This window comes from Bifidobacterium cuniculi (assembly GCF_000741575.1).
GTDB classification, from domain to species: domain Bacteria; phylum Actinomycetota; class Actinomycetes; order Actinomycetales; family Bifidobacteriaceae; genus Bifidobacterium; species Bifidobacterium cuniculi.
In genome coordinates this window covers 253,322-270,421 of the sequence record NZ_JGYV01000001.1, presented here as the reverse complement: position 1 = coordinate 270,421, position 17,100 = coordinate 253,322, and the positions used below count along the sequence as shown (strand labels likewise).

General features: G+C 62.5%; 28 protein-coding genes. 3 read left to right on the top strand and 25 right to left on the bottom strand.

Translation table 11 applies throughout. The features are described 5' to 3' along the window. Positions 1 to 72: 72 nt before the first annotated feature. From BCUN_RS01175 to BCUN_RS01140, 8 genes are all read right to left on the bottom strand, one after another. The gene (locus BCUN_RS01175; RefSeq protein WP_033515096.1) at positions 73 to 1,563 is read right to left on the bottom strand and encodes a phage portal protein; all 1,491 of its coding nucleotides are present in this window, start codon (positions 1,561 to 1,563) and stop codon (positions 73 to 75) included. Between the two features lie 4 nt (positions 1,564 to 1,567). Beyond that, positions 1,568 to 3,013 carry a terminase gene (locus tag BCUN_RS01170; RefSeq protein ID WP_033515094.1) on the bottom strand — a complete coding sequence of 482 codons (1,446 nt, stop codon included), beginning with the start codon at positions 3,011 to 3,013 and terminating at the stop codon, positions 1,568 to 1,570. After that, positions 2,982 to 3,353, bottom strand: coding sequence for a hypothetical protein (locus BCUN_RS01165; protein ID WP_051920426.1), 372 nt, complete (start codon positions 3,351 to 3,353; stop codon positions 2,982 to 2,984). The genes BCUN_RS01170 and BCUN_RS01165 overlap by 32 nt, the downstream gene beginning before the upstream one ends. Before the next feature lie 229 nt (positions 3,354 to 3,582). Continuing rightward, entirely contained in the window at positions 3,583 to 3,909 is a 327-nt protein-coding gene (locus tag BCUN_RS01160; protein WP_051920424.1) for an HNH endonuclease, read from the bottom strand. 123 nt (positions 3,910 to 4,032) lie between these two features. After that, positions 4,033 to 4,620 carry a hypothetical protein gene (locus BCUN_RS12100; protein WP_152598022.1) on the bottom strand — a complete coding sequence of 196 codons (588 nt, stop codon included), beginning with the start codon at positions 4,618 to 4,620 and terminating at the stop codon, positions 4,033 to 4,035. A 90-nt stretch (positions 4,621 to 4,710) separates the two neighbouring features. Further along, on the bottom strand, positions 4,711 to 5,433 hold the full coding sequence (locus BCUN_RS01150) for a hypothetical protein (protein ID WP_033515088.1): 723 nt from the start codon (positions 5,431 to 5,433) through the stop codon (positions 4,711 to 4,713). Positions 5,434 to 5,586: 153 nt separating this feature from the next. Next, positions 5,587 to 5,790, bottom strand: a complete 204-nt coding sequence (locus BCUN_RS01145; protein ID WP_033515086.1) for a hypothetical protein — start codon at positions 5,788 to 5,790, stop codon at positions 5,587 to 5,589. Then, on the bottom strand, positions 5,787 to 6,158 hold the full coding sequence (locus tag BCUN_RS01140) for a hypothetical protein (RefSeq protein ID WP_033515085.1): 372 nt from the start codon (positions 6,156 to 6,158) through the stop codon (positions 5,787 to 5,789). The genes BCUN_RS01145 and BCUN_RS01140 overlap by 4 nt, the downstream gene beginning before the upstream one ends. Positions 6,159 to 6,489: 331 nt before the next feature. Here BCUN_RS01140 and BCUN_RS12855 point away from each other — a divergent pair, with 331 nt between their 5' ends. Continuing rightward, a complete protein-coding gene (locus tag BCUN_RS12855; RefSeq protein ID WP_274518369.1) occupies positions 6,490 to 6,621 on the top strand; it encodes a hypothetical protein in 132 nt (43 codons plus the stop codon). A 73-nt stretch (positions 6,622 to 6,694) separates the two neighbouring features. Here BCUN_RS12855 and BCUN_RS12955 read toward each other — a convergent pair whose 3' ends face one another. From BCUN_RS12955 to BCUN_RS11215, 14 genes are all read right to left on the bottom strand, one after another. Then, positions 6,695 to 6,862 carry a helix-turn-helix transcriptional regulator gene (locus tag BCUN_RS12955; protein ID WP_420796461.1) on the bottom strand — a complete coding sequence of 56 codons (168 nt, stop codon included), beginning with the start codon at positions 6,860 to 6,862 and terminating at the stop codon, positions 6,695 to 6,697. 50 nt (positions 6,863 to 6,912) lie between these two features. Continuing rightward, the gene (locus BCUN_RS12090; protein WP_033515083.1) at positions 6,913 to 7,305 is read right to left on the bottom strand and encodes a hypothetical protein; all 393 of its coding nucleotides are present in this window, start codon (positions 7,303 to 7,305) and stop codon (positions 6,913 to 6,915) included. A gap of 116 nt (positions 7,306 to 7,421) precedes the next feature. After that, positions 7,422 to 7,757 (bottom strand): hypothetical protein, encoded by a 336-nt coding sequence (locus BCUN_RS12085; RefSeq protein ID WP_033515081.1) that lies wholly within the window; start codon positions 7,755 to 7,757, stop codon positions 7,422 to 7,424. A 202-nt stretch (positions 7,758 to 7,959) separates the two neighbouring features. Then, positions 7,960 to 10,215 carry a bifunctional DNA primase/polymerase gene (locus BCUN_RS01125; protein WP_033515079.1) on the bottom strand — a complete coding sequence of 752 codons (2,256 nt, stop codon included), beginning with the start codon at positions 10,213 to 10,215 and terminating at the stop codon, positions 7,960 to 7,962. Between the two features lie 98 nt (positions 10,216 to 10,313). Next, positions 10,314 to 11,045, bottom strand: a complete 732-nt coding sequence (locus tag BCUN_RS11220; RefSeq protein ID WP_051920420.1) for a hypothetical protein — start codon at positions 11,043 to 11,045, stop codon at positions 10,314 to 10,316. A 15-nt stretch (positions 11,046 to 11,060) separates the two neighbouring features. Continuing rightward, the gene (locus tag BCUN_RS01115; RefSeq protein ID WP_051920418.1) at positions 11,061 to 11,897 is read right to left on the bottom strand and encodes a PD-(D/E)XK nuclease family protein; all 837 of its coding nucleotides are present in this window, start codon (positions 11,895 to 11,897) and stop codon (positions 11,061 to 11,063) included. Further along, a complete protein-coding gene (locus tag BCUN_RS12080) occupies positions 11,881 to 12,051 on the bottom strand; it encodes a hypothetical protein (RefSeq protein WP_156100106.1) in 171 nt (56 codons plus the stop codon). The genes BCUN_RS01115 and BCUN_RS12080 overlap by 17 nt, the downstream gene beginning before the upstream one ends. Next, positions 12,048 to 12,212, bottom strand: a complete 165-nt coding sequence (locus tag BCUN_RS12075) for a hypothetical protein (RefSeq protein WP_156100105.1) — start codon at positions 12,210 to 12,212, stop codon at positions 12,048 to 12,050. Before BCUN_RS12075 ends, BCUN_RS12080 begins: the two co-directional genes overlap by 4 nt. A gap of 10 nt (positions 12,213 to 12,222) precedes the next feature. Then, complete coding sequence (locus BCUN_RS01110) at positions 12,223 to 12,573, bottom strand: hypothetical protein (RefSeq protein WP_033515077.1); 351 nt, start codon at positions 12,571 to 12,573, stop codon at positions 12,223 to 12,225. Between the two features lie 163 nt (positions 12,574 to 12,736). Then, positions 12,737 to 13,249, bottom strand: coding sequence for a hypothetical protein (locus BCUN_RS01105; RefSeq protein ID WP_193345970.1), 513 nt, complete (start codon positions 13,247 to 13,249; stop codon positions 12,737 to 12,739). Beyond that, positions 13,246 to 13,464, bottom strand: coding sequence for a hypothetical protein (locus BCUN_RS01100; RefSeq protein WP_033515075.1), 219 nt, complete (start codon positions 13,462 to 13,464; stop codon positions 13,246 to 13,248). The genes BCUN_RS01105 and BCUN_RS01100 overlap by 4 nt, the downstream gene beginning before the upstream one ends. Then, positions 13,461 to 13,928: a hypothetical protein gene (locus tag BCUN_RS01095; RefSeq protein WP_033515073.1), complete on the bottom strand. Its 468-nt coding sequence runs from the start codon at positions 13,926 to 13,928 to the stop codon at positions 13,461 to 13,463. Before BCUN_RS01095 ends, BCUN_RS01100 begins: the two co-directional genes overlap by 4 nt. A 6-nt stretch (positions 13,929 to 13,934) precedes the next feature. Beyond that, positions 13,935 to 14,162: a hypothetical protein gene (locus tag BCUN_RS01090; protein WP_033515071.1), complete on the bottom strand. Its 228-nt coding sequence runs from the start codon at positions 14,160 to 14,162 to the stop codon at positions 13,935 to 13,937. Between the two features lie 2 nt (positions 14,163 to 14,164). After that, positions 14,165 to 14,944, bottom strand: a complete 780-nt coding sequence (locus BCUN_RS11215) for a BRO family protein (RefSeq protein WP_051920416.1) — start codon at positions 14,942 to 14,944, stop codon at positions 14,165 to 14,167. A 41-nt stretch (positions 14,945 to 14,985) separates the two neighbouring features. Between BCUN_RS11215 and BCUN_RS01080 the strand changes: the two genes are divergently transcribed. Further along, a complete protein-coding gene (locus BCUN_RS01080) occupies positions 14,986 to 15,489 on the top strand; it encodes a hypothetical protein (RefSeq protein WP_033515069.1) in 504 nt (167 codons plus the stop codon). Here BCUN_RS01080 and BCUN_RS12070 read toward each other — a convergent pair. From BCUN_RS12070 to BCUN_RS01070, 3 genes are read right to left on the bottom strand one after another with little or no spacing between them, the layout of a single operon-like run. Then, complete coding sequence (locus BCUN_RS12070) at positions 15,476 to 15,631, bottom strand: hypothetical protein (RefSeq protein WP_156100104.1); 156 nt, start codon at positions 15,629 to 15,631, stop codon at positions 15,476 to 15,478. The genes BCUN_RS01080 and BCUN_RS12070 overlap by 14 nt on opposite strands. Continuing rightward, entirely contained in the window at positions 15,628 to 16,233 is a 606-nt protein-coding gene (locus BCUN_RS01075; protein WP_033515067.1) for a hypothetical protein, read from the bottom strand. The genes BCUN_RS12070 and BCUN_RS01075 overlap by 4 nt, the downstream gene beginning before the upstream one ends. Before the next feature lie 11 nt (positions 16,234 to 16,244). Further along, positions 16,245 to 16,505 (bottom strand): hypothetical protein, encoded by a 261-nt coding sequence (locus tag BCUN_RS01070; protein ID WP_033515065.1) that lies wholly within the window; start codon positions 16,503 to 16,505, stop codon positions 16,245 to 16,247. Between the two features lie 110 nt (positions 16,506 to 16,615). Here BCUN_RS01070 and BCUN_RS11210 point away from each other — a divergent pair, with 110 nt between their 5' ends. Further along, positions 16,616 to 17,032, top strand: coding sequence for a helix-turn-helix domain-containing protein (locus BCUN_RS11210; protein WP_051920414.1), 417 nt, complete (start codon positions 16,616 to 16,618; stop codon positions 17,030 to 17,032). Positions 17,033 to 17,100: the final 68 nt, after the last annotated feature.

The window sequence follows — 17,100 nt, the reverse complement described above, 5'->3', positions numbered from 1 at the left end:
CGAGCATGCGGGCCGCGGACTGCGGGTCGACGCCGGCGCGGATGGCGACGCCGAGCGCGTCGAACTTGGCTTTCAGCTCACTCGCCCCCCAGAAGCGGAGGCTTCGTTCACGTCGATTGTTTCCGTGACCTGCTTTTCCTTGGTCTCGGTGTCGGCTTGTTGGGCGGTGTTGGCGCGTAGCTGGTCGATCTGTTCCTTGGCGCGCTGTTCGCGCTGGTAGGCGCGGAAGGACGCGAGCTCCTCCATGGTCAGGCCCAGCTTGGCCAGGCCGACGTCGGAGTCCGCCCACGCACTGTTGGCGCCGGCGACCTTCGTGTAGAAGTCCGCGCGTGCCGCATCCGAGACGACGCGGGTGGGTGCCCATACGGGGCGGATGCCTGTCATGTCCGGCGCCGCGGCCGTGTTGTCGCGCAGTTGGATGGCGATGCGCATGGCGTCCATGAGCTGCTCGCCGAACATGCGATTCTGCCGGTCCGCGACACGGGTCAGTTCGTTCTCGGACGCCGCCAGTGCTTCCGCACTGGTCGGGTTCGTCAACCTGATGCCGAGTCGTTCGGCTGGAATGTCGGTTTCCGCGGAGGCGAGCATCGCGATCGTTTCGAGCATGTCGCCGTGCGGGCTCATGGATGCCTGGTTGACCTGGTGCATTTCGGGCACGAGGTTGTCCTGGTCACGGCTGATGGAGTTGATGTCCGCCACCAGGGAATTCCACGTGTCCGCTTCGAAAGCGTCCTCGTCGAGGCCCAGGAACCACAGTTTGGGTGCCGCGTAGAATTCGGCGGACGCTTCCATGCGCACCATGGTGCGTTGCGCCATGTCCGTCAGGCTCATCAACGCACGGTTGATGCGGCTTCGGCCGAAGGGGCGGTCCATTTGCGCGTCGTACGTGAAGGGGACCACGGCGACCCGGTCGAGGCGGTTGTCCTGCCGCCATGCCGACCAGCGGCCCATGAGATCCACGGAGCATGCGTAGTTGCGGCCCGGCAGCCACACGTTGAACGCGGTGATGTTGCCGTACCTGTCGGCGCCCGTGATGGTCAGGGCGCCGGCGATGCGGCGCCGTGCGGGATCCCATGCGGCGGCCGACCAGTCGGCCGAGCGGGGCGTGACCAGGATGCGGGTGCCGGTCGGGTCGGCCGGGTCGTAGTCGATGGTCAGGAACGCGCAGGAATGCTTGTAGCAGGAGATGATGGCCTGGGACACGTCCGAGGTCAAATGGTTGTCCAGGACGATGGTGTTGACGCCCTGCGGATCCCCGGAAGGGGTTTCGAAGCCCTCGAACACGCTCTTGTCGGCCAGGGCGCGCACGGATTTCTGTGGCCAGCCGACCACGTTGCCGATTTTGCGTGCCAGGTCGTCGGGGACGGCGATGCGCAGGTTCCGGAACCGCTGCTTGGCGTCGTAGAAGCGGCTGCGCAGCAGGTTACGCGGATACTTCGCCTGCCACACCTTCAGCAGGCGTTCGACCATGATGCTGTCGGCGCCGTCCAGGCCGCTGATGCGGCCGATGTTGACGATGTTGCCCGACAGGATGGGCACGCCGGTCAGGTTCGCGGTCAGCATGCGTTCACCTCCTCACCCTCTGTTTGCGTCTGGGGTCTCGTTTGCTGATGGTCAGCCCGTAGGATGCGAGGGTGCATGCCACCAGGGGGCTGATGTCGATGTCCGTGCCGACCTTGTTCCATCCGATCGCGCCCGCGTTGCCCACGGGGCGGGTCACGGCGCCCGCGACCGCCTGGTCGAGGGCGGGCTGGTCGCCTTCCGGCAGATGCGTCAAGGTGCCGGCAGCCAGGTGGTCGAGCAACTGGCCGCAGGCGCGGCCCATGTCGGCCGCGTTCGTGATGATCGGGCGGATGTGCGCGGCCTTCAAATCGGGCAGGAGGCTCATGGCGGGCGACTGGCTGTCGATCACCACCGCGGACGTCCTGGGCCATTGTTCGGCAAGCCAGTCCACCGCCCAGCGGGTGCCATGGTGGGCGACGTCCCTGAACTCGCGCAGTTCGACGTGCACGGTGCCGTCGTCGTGGCGGATGGCGCCGCCGATCGCCAACGAGGAGCGGTCAGGTGGCATGTCCAGGCCGTAGCCGATACGGCCCTGCACGTCCGGCTCCTCGATGGCCGCTTCCTTCCACCGGGCCGGGTCGATGGCGTGCGACGTATCCACCTTGTCCCAGATGCCCAGGGCTTCGCGGCGGAAGGAATCGTCGCTCAGCAGGTTGCGCATCCTGAGGATGGCCGCCTCGCTGGTGCGTTTCGGATAGGACGGGTTCGCGATCTTCCACGCCTCACGGTCATCCAGGTCGGAGCCGTCGGGCGCGGCGAGCTCGATGTAGCACATGCCTTCCGTGCCGGCCAGTGCGGTGGTGCGCTTGTCGGCGAACGCCTCGGACTGGTCGCCCGGCTTGGGCGGGTTGCCCAGGAACACGATCAGCGGGTCAGGTGCGGCGTTCGTGATGGCCACCATGTTGTCCAACGCCGACTGGGTGAGGATCTGCGCCTCGTCGAACACCTCCACGTCCACGCTGTGCAGGCCTCGGCCGAAGCCGCGCTCCCTGGCGCCGAACATGAGGCGGCTGCCGTTCTTGAAGCGTATTTCCTGCTGGCCGTTCGCACGCCTGATGCGGTCCACGTACGCGTCCAGGAGCGGATTGTGCTCGCTCAGGCTGCTCAAATCCGTGAAGGTTTCGTCGCTCGTCCTGGAGTGGTGGGCGGTCCATACGACCTTCAGGCCGGGTTTCATCATGCACAGCAGGTACACGGCGTTGCCGATGCTGTACGTCTTGCCGATCTGACGGCACGAGCTCAGGGTCAGGCCGCCCTCGCCGCACGCATACTTACCTTGGCTGTTCTTCGCCATCAGCAGGTAGAGGACGCCCTGCTGCCACCTGTCGAACCGGATGCCAACCTTCCTGGCCACGCGGTTGATCTTGGTGAAGTCGGAGCCGACGATGCCGTCCGGCTGCACGAGCCGTTTGGCGATCTCAGATAATTTCGGCTCCCACGTCGACGTCATCGTTCGCCTCCTCGTCCTGGCCGTCATCGGCGAACAGGTCCATCGCGTCACTGGCGCCCGTAATCTGCAACAGTTCCCGGCTCACGGCGATCAACTGCTTGCTCAATGCCGGCAGGTCGCTCGGCCGTGTTTCCGGATCATCCATGGCGCGCTGCAACTGGGCGCGGTTACGGCGCAGCGTGACCTCAAGGGACTCATCCATCTCCCGAGCCATGCGCGCCTCGAACGCATGCCGGTTCAACGGAATGTCCCGGCCGGAATATTCGAAGTCGTCTTCCTGGCGGGCTTTCGTCTTTTCCGCCTTGGTGGCCGCAGGCCTGGCACCGATCTTCTTTCGCATGCGTTCGGCCCTCTTCCGGCACGCATCCCCGCAATACTTCGACGGCCGACCCCGCCCCGCCGGCTTGAATTCCTTGCCACACACGCAGCATTTCAAGGTTTTTCACCTCCCCTTTTTCGTGACATGTCACGAAAACCAAAAACCCAGAGGGGTACCGGCACTGCACCCGAGGGGGCTTTTGGGGCCCGGCCGGGGTCTCCTACCCAGGGTCCGGCCAGACGGCTGCTGGCTACCAGCTGCTCGTGTGCAAGGGCAGCGCGGTCGCGCGCGGCCTTGGCCTGCCCGTGAGCCGGGCGCGCGCCCAGTCGTCGCTCTTGTTGCTTTTGAGCCTGTTGCATTGGCGATGGACGAGCTGCACGTTGCTCCAGGCGAGCGGGTCGCCGCCACGGGAGACGGGTATGATCTCGTCGACCTCGCCGCTCAACGGGTGCGGGCTGCGCAGGGTTTTGTCGACTGGCTGTCCGCAGATGGCGCACGTGTCGTAGGCGGCGAGCACGCGGGCGCGCAACTGGCGGCGACGGTGCCCGTTGGCCATGCGCGGATTGCTTCTGGCCATGGCGCCTCCCCGGATATGCGTGGAGCCCCAACCGTGTGGCTGGGGCTCCTATTTAAGTCCAATGCGGTCCGCGCATGCGCGTGGCGCAATATTAGACACAATAGTGGCCACAGTGGCCACGTGTCAAGCGCTGGAGGAATCTTCTGAGCGTCCCCTGCTGCTTTTGTCCCTACTGCTCTTGGAGCCTACTGGCACAAAGATGTTAAGGACCATGGACACTACAGGAACCGATAGAAATGCTATACTCCATGCATCTTTGGTCACAAGAAAACACACGAGGGATACGATAATGCAAATACCGAATAATATGGCGGAAATCCACATGCTTTTCTTACCTTGGTCGATTTCAGCATCGACAAGGCGGTCTTGCCGCTTGGACTCGTCCACGGTGAAGGCATCGTTCCAACGGCACATGCGTTCTTGCACGTCTTTGGGGTACTGGTTGAAGAACTTGGGTTGAGGCAACAAGCCAGAGTACGATTCACTCAATCCGAGAAGTTGGAGTAACTCAACTACGTCCTTGTCGCTTACTGCTTTATCAAGTTCTTGTTTTCCGCTGCCCTGAGTATCTGCATCGCCGTCCTGGATCGGACCTGTTTGCGTAGGTGCTTCTGCGCCCTCCGCATCGACTGTTTTCTCATGGTCTCTAGGTTTGCTTGGTTGCCTAGTCCTGGAATCGTCATGATGCCCCGGAAATTGCTCATCACCCACAACTCCTCCTATTTAGGCGTAACAATCGGAGGTCGCCCTACCGACATGGACGGCGACTTTACCCACGATAGTGGCCACAGCGGCCACGTGTCAAGTCAGGAGCCTGAGCACGTCGCCGAGCCGATAGACTGGTTGCCCGTTGGTTTGCCCTACGCTCTTGAGTTTTCCACGACGCCGCCACTCCCCTATCGTCTTCCTCTTCGCAGAGTATCCGCATTTGCACAGGGTGGCGGCGAGCTTGCTGGCCGTGCCCACGTACCCGGACGCGAGCAGCCGCATGCGCTGTGCCTGGCGTACCACCGACAGGTCAACGCTACGCCCGCATGATGCGCACCGGTGCCACGCCAGCTGCCGGCTTTCGGGCTTGTCGGGTAGCCAGATGCCGGCGGCGCACCATGGGCAGGATCCGACGAGCATGAGTGCCGGCGACGGATCCAGGAGCCGCTCGCACGACTCACTGGCCTCTGCGATGAGCCTCACGATCTGCCACGCGTCCTCACGCGCCTCCAAGCGTGCCGCATACTCGTCGCGGTCCAACCCGGCGAGCAGGTCGAGGGCGGTCATGCTGGGCGCGGTGTGCAATCCTGCCGCCTGGGCGAGGACCATGCCCAGGACGCGCACCTGGCGCATCAGGTCGGTGGCGGGCAGGTTGATCAACGCCGGCGCACTCGTGGCTTGCACGTGCGCGCCGCCTGCTCCTTCGGGTGTGATGCGGATGCGCCGGTCGGCGAGCGCGGCGAGTTCGACGGTTTGTTGGCGGAGGTGGTGGATGTCGTTTTTGATGCGGCCTTTGTCCGGGGTGCTGGTGGCCATGGGTGTCCTTCCGGTAGACTGGGGTGTGGGTAGCGGCCTCATGTCTTCCTTCGGGAGGTGTGGGGCTTTCTTATTGGTGGTGGTTCCGCCAGTCGAGTAGGCAGCGTGCCGTCAGGCAGATGCCGAGGGCGAGCAGGCACCAGTCGTGCAGGGTCATGACGTGGCCTCCGTGCCGCTGAACTCGGGGTTGGGGTCTGTTTCGTCCTGGCCGAGTCGGTTTTCGAGCGTGATGCACAGGTCGAGGGCGTAGTCGAATCCGTCAATCCATGCGGTGGTGAGCATGTCGGCCGGGTCACGGTTCGGGAAGCTGATTTTGCGGATGTGTTCGATCGCGGTCTGGCGTTTATCGAAGGTCATGAGAGGGGTCCTTCCTGGGCGAGTCGGGTGAGTTGGTCGTGGTGGGTGCAGCACCATTGGTCGATCCTGATGGCGTCGGCGAACAGGAGGCAGGCGTTCGACATTTCCGTCTTGAGTGCGAGTCGGTCCTGGTCGGTGTTTTCGATGTCCCATTGCCATAGGTTGGTGGATTCGAGGCCGGAGACGAGTCTGCCGGTGCGTGTTTCGACGTAGGCGCTGTAGGTGAGGCCGCAGGGTGCGGTCTTGCAGTCGGTTTCGCATACGCACAGGTAGTCGCCGTCGGCGATGTGGGTGAAGGGGAGTTCGTTGTTGGTGATGACGTGGAGTTTGGGCAGTGGGTGTTGGGTGAGGAATTCCTGGCGGTTCATTGGTGTGGCTCCTTCAGGTAGTCTGGCGGTGTTTTTGTTGCAAAGAGGGCGCGGTGCGTCGTGTTTTTTCATTGAGACACGCCGTGGAAGTGGATATGTGGTGTGACTGCCGCGCTGCCGGTGATCGCGCATGGAAGATGGCGGATTGTGCCGCATTTAAGACTTTTTGGCACCACAGGGAGATTTTTTTGCCTTTTACGACTCTGACCACGTGGGCAACGTTGGCGAGCGCCTGTGACCCCTTAGAAGGCGTTGTAGTATGCTTGGAGTCGATAAGAGTCGAAGCGAGTAAACGAAGCTTCGGCCATGAACCCAAGGGAAGGAGGTGAACATGGCCAAAACCAGGAAGTCTGGTAGCCCGAAGCCGCAGCCGCACAGCGCGGTCACGGGCCGCTTCGTCACTAAGAAGTACGCCGAGAGCCATCCGAAGACCACGGCATACGTGACGCCGAAGAAGCACTAGAGTGGCGGTATCGCCTAGGTTCGGGACTCCGGCATTGCGCTGCCGGGGTCCCTTTTCGCTAATCCGGCACATACTATCGTACCTCGCGTTCTGCCATCCAGCGGCGTACGTCCGAAAGCCGGTAGCGTACGCATGTTTTCGAGATGCGCACGAAGTCGGGGCCTTCGCCGCGATACCGCCAGTTTGACACGGTTCGTTCGGACACGTGGAGCATGCGGGCGACTTCCCTGGCGGTCAGCATTCGTTCGGACGCGGAATCCGGTGATTGTTTCATTGGTGTCCCCTTTCGGTCTAGGTGAAGAGTGTGGGTTGTTCTTGGATGAGGATTCGTGCCCATGGGTCTGGGTTGGTCGGGTCGTCTCGGGTGTGCAGGCTGGTGAGGAATTCCGGCAGGGCCGCTCTTGCCTTGGTGGCGGTCAGGGGTGGTGTGAGGGTGCTGAGTGGCGGCCGTGTGCAGTTGTGGTGTTGCAGGTAGTCGCGCCCTTCCGTTGGTGTGGGGTCGGTGGTGATGTGGGCGACGGTGCCGTCCCATTCGATTGCGTCGAGGGTGATGCCGAGGAGGAGTGCCGCGGTGATGAGGCCCCCGCGGATGAGGTAGGGGTCGTATTGGTCCCAGACGCCGTGGCTGGGGCGGGTTTGGATGGTCCATGCGCCGCATGCGCATTTGTGTTCGACGAGTTTCATGGGGTTTCCTTTCCGGCAGGCTTGGCGGATCCAGGATGGTTTTCGTGGCCGTGCGGGTTTGGCTGGTGGGGCCCATGGGTCTGGTGGCGTGTTCCAGGGGTCCGCTGTCGGAGTGCTCATTCGGGGAGGCTTTCTTCGACCCAGTCGGCGAGTTCACGCAGTGCGTCGGCCAGTTCCTGCCGGTATTCTTCAGCCGTTTCGGTATTGGGTGCAGGAAGCAGTTCATCCGGAAACTGCACCTTCAGCCGGTATTTCGCAGTTCCGCGGCCTGAGGTACGGACGATTACGTTGGCCGCTTGCAGAAGATAGACAGCAGGGATTATTCGATGTGAGTTTGGTTGGGTGGGGATTGTTTCGCTGAGTTCCTGCTTGGTCATGGGGTTCTCGGCGTACACGAGGGCTTCACAGACTTCTTCCATGATCCTCAGTGTTTTGTTGTCATTGGCGTACATGTTCTTACTCCTTTTGCCTGTTCGGCGTGTTGCCAGTGTTCCCGGGGAGAACTGGCTGTTTTTACTGGTCCCGGGTTGCGTGCTTCGAGTTTTCCCCGTTAGAATGGCCATGCCATAAGGCAGTGGCCATTCTTCTTCGGGGAGAACTCCCGCAGGTTTTGCCACTTCTCCCCGGGAGAGGTTGGGGAGAACTTGGGGAGAACTAAAATTCCGGCTCATCATCGTCTCCTTGATCCAAAAAATCGTTGAGTTCTTCATCCGTGATCCGGTATTGGTAGTTGTCCGATTCTGGGTCATCCATCTCTGAGTAGAGACGTTCGTACCTGTATTCGTTGGCCCTTTTTGCCCCTGTCTGACGTCGGACAAAATTGCCTTCCAGCAGTAGATCGAGGGCTTCCATAACGGTGGAGTGGCGCACTCCTTTGCCGTCTTCGCGGAGCCATTTGTCGATCTTGTTGACGCTGTTCCAGCCTCCTTCGGTTTTGAGCATGCGGCTGATGCGTTCCATCACCCATGTCGGCTTCGTCTTCCTGGGTTCCTCCCCTGCCACTGGGAGCATGGTGGGTTTGCCGATGGTGACCCGGATGCGGATGCGGTCTGTGGAGTCCACTTCGATGCGTGCCGCTTCGCGAAGCCGGTCGTTCCTGTTGGCGGGTGCGCAGTGTTCGCTGAGGTATCCGTTGCGGTCCTTGGCGAGGCGCAGCGTGATTTCACCTTTGATTCCTCGGCCGATGGTCTTGGTGGGCGTGACAAAATAGCTGGCGCCGCTTATCTGAGCGAGTTTCTGGATGCTTCCGGCGGCGAAGCGGCCTTGGGCGTCTTTGGCTTTGACGACGTGGTCGACGGTGAGTACGGCGGCGCCCGAGTCGGCGCACGGGTTGAGTAAATGCTGGTAGAGCCATGCGATGTCTCCTGCCTTGTCTTGGTCGAGGCCGCATCCGGCCATGAGGTTGTTGATGCCGTCGAACACGATGAGGTCGTATGCGGCGTCGAGCAGGTCGGTGAAGTCGGCGATGTTGTTTTGCGTGTCTGGCCTTCCGGTTGGGTTTCGGTAGTCGAACAGGTCCGGGTCGGTGATGATGCTGTCCGTGACGCCGAGGAGGCGGAGTCGTTGGATCATGCCGCCGGGGCCGTCTTCGAGGTCGATGTAGGCGACGCGGCCATGCTTGGCGAGCAGGTCGGCGGTGGCGATCTGTGCGAGCAGTGATTTGCCGCTTTCGGGTTCGCCGTGCAAATCGTTGACGCGGCCGCGGTACAGGAGGCTGATGCCGTCGGTGCGGGTGAGGAGGCTGGGTGCGGGGTTGGGGTTGCCGTCGGCCCAGTCGGCGAGGTTGACGCGACCCCACGTGCTCGGCACGGCAGGTTTCATGGTTCGTGCCTGTGTGGGCTCGCTGGTGGGCTGCTGTGGCGGATTTGCCCACCGGTCCGGCTCCATGTTCGTGTTCACCTCCTTCGGGCCTGTGGTGGCCGTTTCCTCGATTTCTTGGATTTCTTGCGGGGTGATGGCGTCGTCTGGTGGTTGGGTGCAGGGGTCGATGGCGCCCTGGATGCATGTGTTCTTGTTGAGTGCGCCGCGGCCGATGGCCGCCCATTCGCGTTCCGCTTCCGCCTGCCCGCCGGGACGGTCGGGCGTGATGGACTGCACGAAGATGGGGTGGAGGATGCTGAGCGCTTCCTGGACGCCGCGGTGGCCTTCTTCCATGAATCGGATGAGTGCCCATACCGCTTCGGTCATGGTGTCATGCCTGGATCCCTTTGCGGCCGGTTCGCGCAGTATCTTGTCGAGGAATCCGCGTACGGCTGGGCACATCGAATCGTCCGTGACGGGTGTCCCGTTGGGCATTGGTGTGAGTTGGCGTCCCCGGTCGGGCCGGTCGGGTTGGCGCAGGAACGCCACCCACGAGTCCGGCAGGGCGGTGAGCTCTCCGGGTGTGGGGATGTGGTCCGCTTCGGTCCCGTCCGGCGTGTACCAGCGGTATTGTTCGCCGGTTGGGTGGATGGACGGCCAGACGACGGCGTACCGGTGGGCGTGGCGCAACAGGTCGACGCCTTCGACGGCGCCACCCTTCCACTTCAAGCCGGTGGGCACCTGGTAGAAGCGGTGCGCGTACGGATGTTCGGGCCCGTGCGCGGTACTGGTCCATGTGGCGGGCAGTTCGCCCAGGTCGGGTACGAGTTGTTGGATGCCTTCCCATCCGTCGGCTTTCCTGTTGTGGCCGTCCGCGCTGTCGATGTCGATGACGAGGATCCCGTCGGGCATGCTGATGCCCGTGTTGCCGTCCGGGTTCGATGCGGCCCATGCCGCCATTTGCTGGTCGGTGATGGGTTGTTGGCTGCCGCCGGTGGCGCCTTTGGGTGGCGGCTGCTTGCGGCCTTCGGGCAGGGGGAACGCTTGAGCCCATCCGGCTGCCCGGTAGAGGGGTGCGGCTTGGGCGTACCCGTGGATCGTGCTGTCCATGTTTTCCCCTTCGTTGGGATGGTGTTGGCTGTGTTTTCGTGGGGTGCCGCCTGCTTGCGAGGCGGGGTGCCGGCTGGACCCGTTTCACCCCTCCCGGTTTAGAAGGCGGGTTCCTGTGCGGCCGGGCGCTGTCCGGCCTGGTAGACCTGTTGGACGGGCAGGTGGAGTTGGGCGGCGACCTGGTCGGGGCCCAGGCCCGCGTCGCGCAATGCGGTGATGGTGGCGACCTGTTCGGGGGTAAGCGCCGCCGGGGCGCCCTGCGGGGCTGCCTGCGCCTGTTCCTGTGCCGGTGTCGAGGGTGCCGGCTGTGCCGCCGGCTGCGGGGCGCCGAAGTCGGCGACCGCCTTCGCCGGGGCGGGCGTGATCTCGTAGCGGTAGAGTTTCGGCGGCTGGCCCTTCTTGCCGCGCGGCCCCAGGCCGGTGAACGTCGCGGTGAACGTGTCGCCCGGGCGGGGCGGCTGGTTGTGGTTCGCACGCCTCGCGGCCCTGTAGGCTTGCATTTGCACGCCCCACCCCTTGATGTAGATGGCGCGGGTGCCGTCGTCGTATTCGTCGTCATGCAGGTCGGTTTGGATGATGATGCGCATCTGGCGTTGTGGGGTGCCATCCGCCCAATACTTGGGCGTGTGGTCGTCGAAGTCGGTGACCTGGAGGATTTCCTCTTCGAGGACCTGGCCGGTGACGCTGTCGCCTACCTGGCTGTCCGCGTTGAAGAATGCCTTGGCGCCGCCGGCACCGAACTCGTCGACGCCCATGATGCTGGCCGCCCTGCTTTCCTGACTGGGCGTGTTCTGGTAGGACTGGGGGTTGAAATCGTTGAAACCGCTCATGATCGTTGTTTTCCTTTACTTTCCTTGCGGTTCGGGTTGTTCCTTGTTGGCGAGGTGTCCCTCGTATCGGGGCTCGACCAGCTGGTCGAGTCGTGTCCACCGTTGCGGCAGGTCGATGGTGGTGTCGGCTTGGTTGAGGCCGAATGGGTCTTGGTCGGGGTCGTCATCCCATGTGGCGCAGTCGAAGCAGTGGCCCGTGCTGCGGGGCAGTTGGCGGATCCACGCGTCCCTCACCTGGGCGCCGTAGCTGCGGCCGATCAGGTCGAGCAGGTCGAGGAGCATCTGTGCCCGGTCCAACGCCCACCAGCCGGGCCGTGGATCGTACGCGGCCTCGTAGCTGAACGCGTCGTCCAGGGTCATGGCGTTGCGGGGCAGGTAGACGATGACGCTGCGAGCCGCGTTGGGCACGCCCAGCCCGTACAGGGACGCTTGCACCAGGTACTGTTGGCTGGGCCCGTTGGCTTTCGCCGCTTTCAGGGTGTCGTTGCCGACGGTTTTCCAGTCGACCGTGGTGCCGGTCTTCTCGTCGTACAGGTCGATGCTGCCGGTGATGGGCTCACCGTCGAGCTTGCCGACGGTGACCTTCAGCTCGGTCTGGTAGCCAAGACCGCTGAACAGTTGTTCGAATGCGGCGTGGATGCAGGTGCCTTCGAAGGGGATCCACGCAGCCTTGGATGGTTTGCGTTCCCATCCGGCGAGTTTCGCGGCCAGGCAGTGCACGCAGTCGGTGCCGAGTTCGGACGGTCCGATGCGTTTCTGCAACGTGCGCGGCTGGGTGAGGATGTGTTCCTCGATGATGGGCCGCAACTGCGCCCACTCGTCCGATGGGAGCCGTTCAGGATGCCACGTCATGGTCGGTGTCCTTTCCTTCGGTCATGGTGTCGTGTTGGTCGAGCCACTGGTCGAGCTGGTCAAGCAGGTCACGTGCCTGGATGAGCAGCATGAGACTGCTGATGAACCCGACAATGGCGAGCAGGAGGATGATGAGCACGAGGGCCTGGTTCACCGGTATTCCTCGTCCCTGAGGTATTCGCCGTACGCGTCGTCGATGGCGTCCTGGATGCACCGGTCGCATAGTTGGCTGCGCCTGGCGATCTGGATGGCGGACAGTTGCAGCCCGCAGCGTTCGCAGTACACTTGCGCTTTGGGGTCTTCGGGGTGGATCATGCGGGCCTCCTTATCGGATGGTGACGGTTGGTTTGCCGGTGGTGACGCATCCGGCGAGGGCGGCGCTGCCGGTTTCCTTTTCGAGGGTGCTCAATGCCTTGGGGACGCGCTTGTAGAATTGCGGGTATTGGTCCGGTGGGAACTGTTCGCGCATGCGCGCCTGGTCGATGCTGCGTCGGCCAGGGCTGACGGTGACCTTGAGGTCTCCCGCCGGCCAAGTGCCGCCCGGACAGTGTTCGGTGACCTGTTGCTTCAACTGGTCGATGCGCATGGTGATTGCGGAGCGTTGCAGTTCGAGGTTGACGATCTGTGCGGCGACTTCCGCCAGGTCGAAGGTGTCTTCGGTGTGTTCGGTGCTCATTGCCGGGTTCCTTCCATGGGTTGCGTGGTGGGTTTGACGGGGATCATGCTCAGCCTGTGGGTTTTGTGCACTGCGCGGTGTTGGTCGATGCTGTCTGCCGCCCGGGTGGCGTCGCAGGGCGCGTGCAGGATGCCGCATTGCTTGCAGCGGGGCAGGTATGCGTTCACTGCTCCCCCTCCTGCGTGTTCTCGTCGTCGAAGCCCGGCAGCGGCATGTTTTCGTAGCCATCTGGCTGGTTTGGCTGGTTTGGCTGGTTTGGCTGGTTCATGGTCGGGGTTCCTTCCTGTTGGTTGTCGGGGCCGATGTGGCCGTGGTTGATGAGCTTGGCGTATTCGGCGAGCGTGATGGTCACCCATTGGGCGCCGATTGCGGGCAGCGTGTTCAGGCCGATGCCGTGGCGTTTGTGTACGAGCGCCCAGTGGGCGGCGCCGTCGTTCTCCGCCTCGACTTCCGCTTCGCGCGTGTGCTCGGCCAGGTTGGGGCGGGCGGTGTCCTTGCATTCGATGACGACGCGGCGCCCTTCGAACAGAAGGCCGGTGATGTCGCCGCGATCCTGCGCGCCGCTCAGGTGGCGCCGTTCGACTCGTTCGTCCTGCAACGCCCAGGCGAAGTATCGGGCGACGGCCGACTCGAAGCGGGCGCCGGCGGCTCTCGCACTGCGGTTCGTGCGGCTCACTCGGTACCCTCCTGGTCGATGAGGTCGGACAGGTGGCGTGCGATCGCGTCCGACGCGGGAATGACCCAACCGGGCAGGGACGCGCAGAGGATGAGCCACGCGACGGCGCACCGCCACAGGTTGGCGCAGGCCATGGGGCCGGCCCACAGGAGGACCAGGCCGACGATGGTGCCGAGGATGGATGCGAGGCCGAACGTGTACGGGTGACGGGTCATGACTCCTCCTCTTGTTTCATGGCGATGAGTTCGGTGAGGAGGAAGGTAGCTTGGCTGGCTGCTTCATGAAGGCTGTTCGTGGGGATGTTCCAGGCGCGGTCGTCGTATTCTTCGTAGTCCATGAGGCTGCCGAGCAGGCTGATGAGGATGCCGGCGGCGGGAACGCCTTGGACTCCGGACAGTATGAGGGCGCCTCGTACGGTGTAGGCGATGGTGAAGAGGTCGGCGAACTGCACCTGGTACATGTCGTGGTCATCGGCGACATAGCCGTGTTCGATGTTCTCCTCGTCGATGTCGATGATTGCCTGCATGATCCGGTCCGTGAGGAATCCGCGCAGTTCGTCCGGGTCGTCAAGTTTTCCGGCAGGTTTGGTTGACTCCGCCATTGCGGGGGTGTCGTCTTCCAGCAGCCGGTCGATGATGCTTTGAAGCTGCCGGGCGATGTCGGTGTTGGTAATGCTCATGATGGGTTATTCCTCCATTGATTTGATCCAGCGGTCCATGGCGGCGCGGGTGACTTTGCGCCGGCCTGGGCGTCCGTCCCTGTTGGGGGCGCGGAACGTGTCGAGGTCGCCGTGTCGTACGGCGATGAGCAGGCCCTTGTAGTCGAGCGAGTACACTTGGGCGGCTTGTTCGAGGGTCCATGCGAGCCGGTCACCGAGGGGTACGCGGCTCGCGTCCTTGGTGGTGGCGCTCATGGTCAGATTCCTTCCAGGGTGGGCTGGCTGCCGTGGATGAACCGGTCGATGAACCAGTTCAAGCCTTTCGTGGTGAACCGCGCGTATGGTTTGCTCAGTTTGCGCCCGTGCATGTCGGTGGGAACGACCTGCTTCAAGAGGCCTTGGTCGATGGCGCGTTTGGTGGGCGCGTTCGACTTCTGTTCGATCATGCGCGCACCGCGTAGGATGCCGAACACGGTGTCACGGTTCATGCGCTTGTCGAGCGTGAGGAAGTGCCTGGCGGCCTGGGTGACGCTCAACGTGCCGTCCGTGTTGACGAACGCGTCACCCAACCGGGCGAGTGGGGTCTGCCGGCTGATGATCGCGGCCTGGGCGGCGATCTGCCGGTCTTTGCGTTCGAGGGCGCGTTGGGCGGCGAGCATGCCTTTGGCGAGCACGGTCAGGTCGTCGTCCTCGGGCTGCGCGTGCACGTAGGCGCCGTCACGGCGGATGCTGGGCAACACGTCGCCAGTGACCCAATGCTTGAATTCCCTGGCTCCAGGGAGCTTGCTGGAAAGGACCAGGCTGTACAGGCCCGACTCGTTGATGACGGCTATTTTCTGCTTGCCGCCGGGGGTGACCGTTTCGTTCACCCCTCTGTCCTCGTCGTCCACATGGTCGCGGATGGCCTTCTGCGGATTGGCATAGCCGAGGATGGTAGCGACGTCCTTGGCGACGAACCAGACGCCGTCCTGGTCGTCGCGCATGGTGCGGACGGGCTGTCCGTGGAAATCGAACGTGGTGATGTCAGTGGTGGTCATGATCGGAGTCCTTACTTGTTGGAATGGGTATGATTTGATTCATGGATGCTTTGACGATCGCGAACCTCGCAATCAGTGCGGTCGGCGCGCTCGGTGGAATCACCGGCATCGTCGCCCTGCTGCAATCTCGCCGTGCGAACCAGATTGCCAACAAGGCGCTTGCCCGCGATACCGAGGTGTCCACAGCGGACTTTTCCATGACGTGGAATGAGATCCGCGGAGGCGTGGTATTCACGAACATTGGCGCAGATGACGCCATAGACGTCGTCGTGTTGGTGAACCGGGACAGGCTTTCCTCCCGAATTCCCGAACTTCGCAAGGTCATACGGGCTGCCGTGGTGAAATGCGGAGAAACGATTCTCGTGGAGCTTCCTGAAATCGTTGCCGAAAAGAATGAGATGACTCATTTCTTTTCCGAGACACCACTTGGCGGGTACATGGCATTGGCTGGACGTCATTACGAAACCCGCTTGTCGTGTGACGTGTTCTGGCATACAGGACACGGTTTCGCCAAGTCGCGGCATAAGGATGTCATCGTGAAGTGAGCAGTTCAAAACGTGCCACCCTCTTCCATTGGGTAAATCCACCGATGAGTACGATGCCCGAGAGTCCTGCGAGCAGCAGCAGACCGCCGGAAACCAATGAGATAACCGTCGCCTTTACCAGCGTGATATCAGGGTTGTTCACTGCAGTTCCTTTCTGATGAGTAGTTCTACGATGGCGTTGAGGTCGATGCCGACCTCGCCCGTGTAGATGAACCCGTTGTCACGGTCCGCGGTGATGGTCAGGTCGTCGCCGTCGGCGTGGGTCAGCCAGGACAGTGCCTGGTCGAAGAGGGTGCTGACGAGGCAGTGGCGGAGCAGGGAGTCGGTTTCACGGGAATCCGCCGCCCGCTCTTCCGCCTTGGCGAGTTTTTCACGGTCGGCGCGCTTTTGGCGTGCGGCCTGTTCGACCTGTCGGATGATGTCGGCGCGCCGCTGCTTGTAGTCGGGCGTGTGGAACGGGTTGCCGGCCGCCTTGTCGATGAGGTTCATGGTGTCGCGTGCGGCTGCTTGCATGCGTTCGTACGTCTTGTCGGCGTATTCCTGGAGGAATCGGGTGGCGGCGTCGGTGCGGTCCTTGCCTTCCGCCATGTCGGTGTCGAAGCTGTGGAGGGCGTCGTCGACGGTTTTGCGCCACTGGTCCTCCCAGTCGAGTTCCTCGGCGCGCTTAGCGGCGGCCTGCTCGACGAGCTCGTCGATGTTGACAGTGGTGTTGGTGGTGTTGGTGGTATTGTTGGGGGTGTCCATTTTTGTACCTTTCATTTGGACTCGGCGTCGGCTTCCTCCGACGCCTTTTCTGTTGCCTGGCGGATGATGTCTGCCGCGTCGACGCCGACGATGTCGGCAATGGAGAGGAACATGTCCAGGCTCATGTCGTCGGCCTTGAGGTACTTGGCGACGGTGGGCCTGCTGACGCCTAGCGCTTGGGCGATGCGGGTCTTCGGCACCTCGTCGAGCAGCGTCTGGACTCGGAGGCTTCTGATGGCCGAAGCGGCTACCGTGTTGTCACGTGACTTCATAGCTTCATTGTCACCTGACAACACATCTTTGTCAACACCTCGGCGTGTCGTCACCTGACGTCAAATTTTCCCGAATTGCAATATCTGTTGTCAGGTGGTAACTTTTTCCTATGGCAAGCAAATATGAGTGGGGCGCATTCGATCACGCCGCGACTAGCGTCATTACGAGCATGCTCAAGAACAAAGGCGTGTCATATCGAGCCATGGAATCTCTAACTGGCGGGAAAATCTCCTATAGTCGAGTCAATGACATCTGTACGGAGAGGCGAGCCCCCGTGAAGCTTTCAGAGCTTATTACGATTTGCGACGGGTTAGATGAGGATCCTGCGGATGCAGTCCAGCAAATCATCGACACTGCCCGCACCATGCAAGCCGCCGCCGACTCCCCCACCGTCGACCCCGCCCACCTGGACCCGTCCAACCCCGCTCACGTGCAATGGATCGCAGACCATGCCGACCTGTTCGACGCGACCGCGAAGAAGGGCGACACTCAGGCCGAACAGGAAGGCATGGAAGAGCTACCATAAAAAAAATCGTGGGAAACATAAAAGGACAAGGCAGCCAAGATAGACAACCGACATCGACGGGAGACACA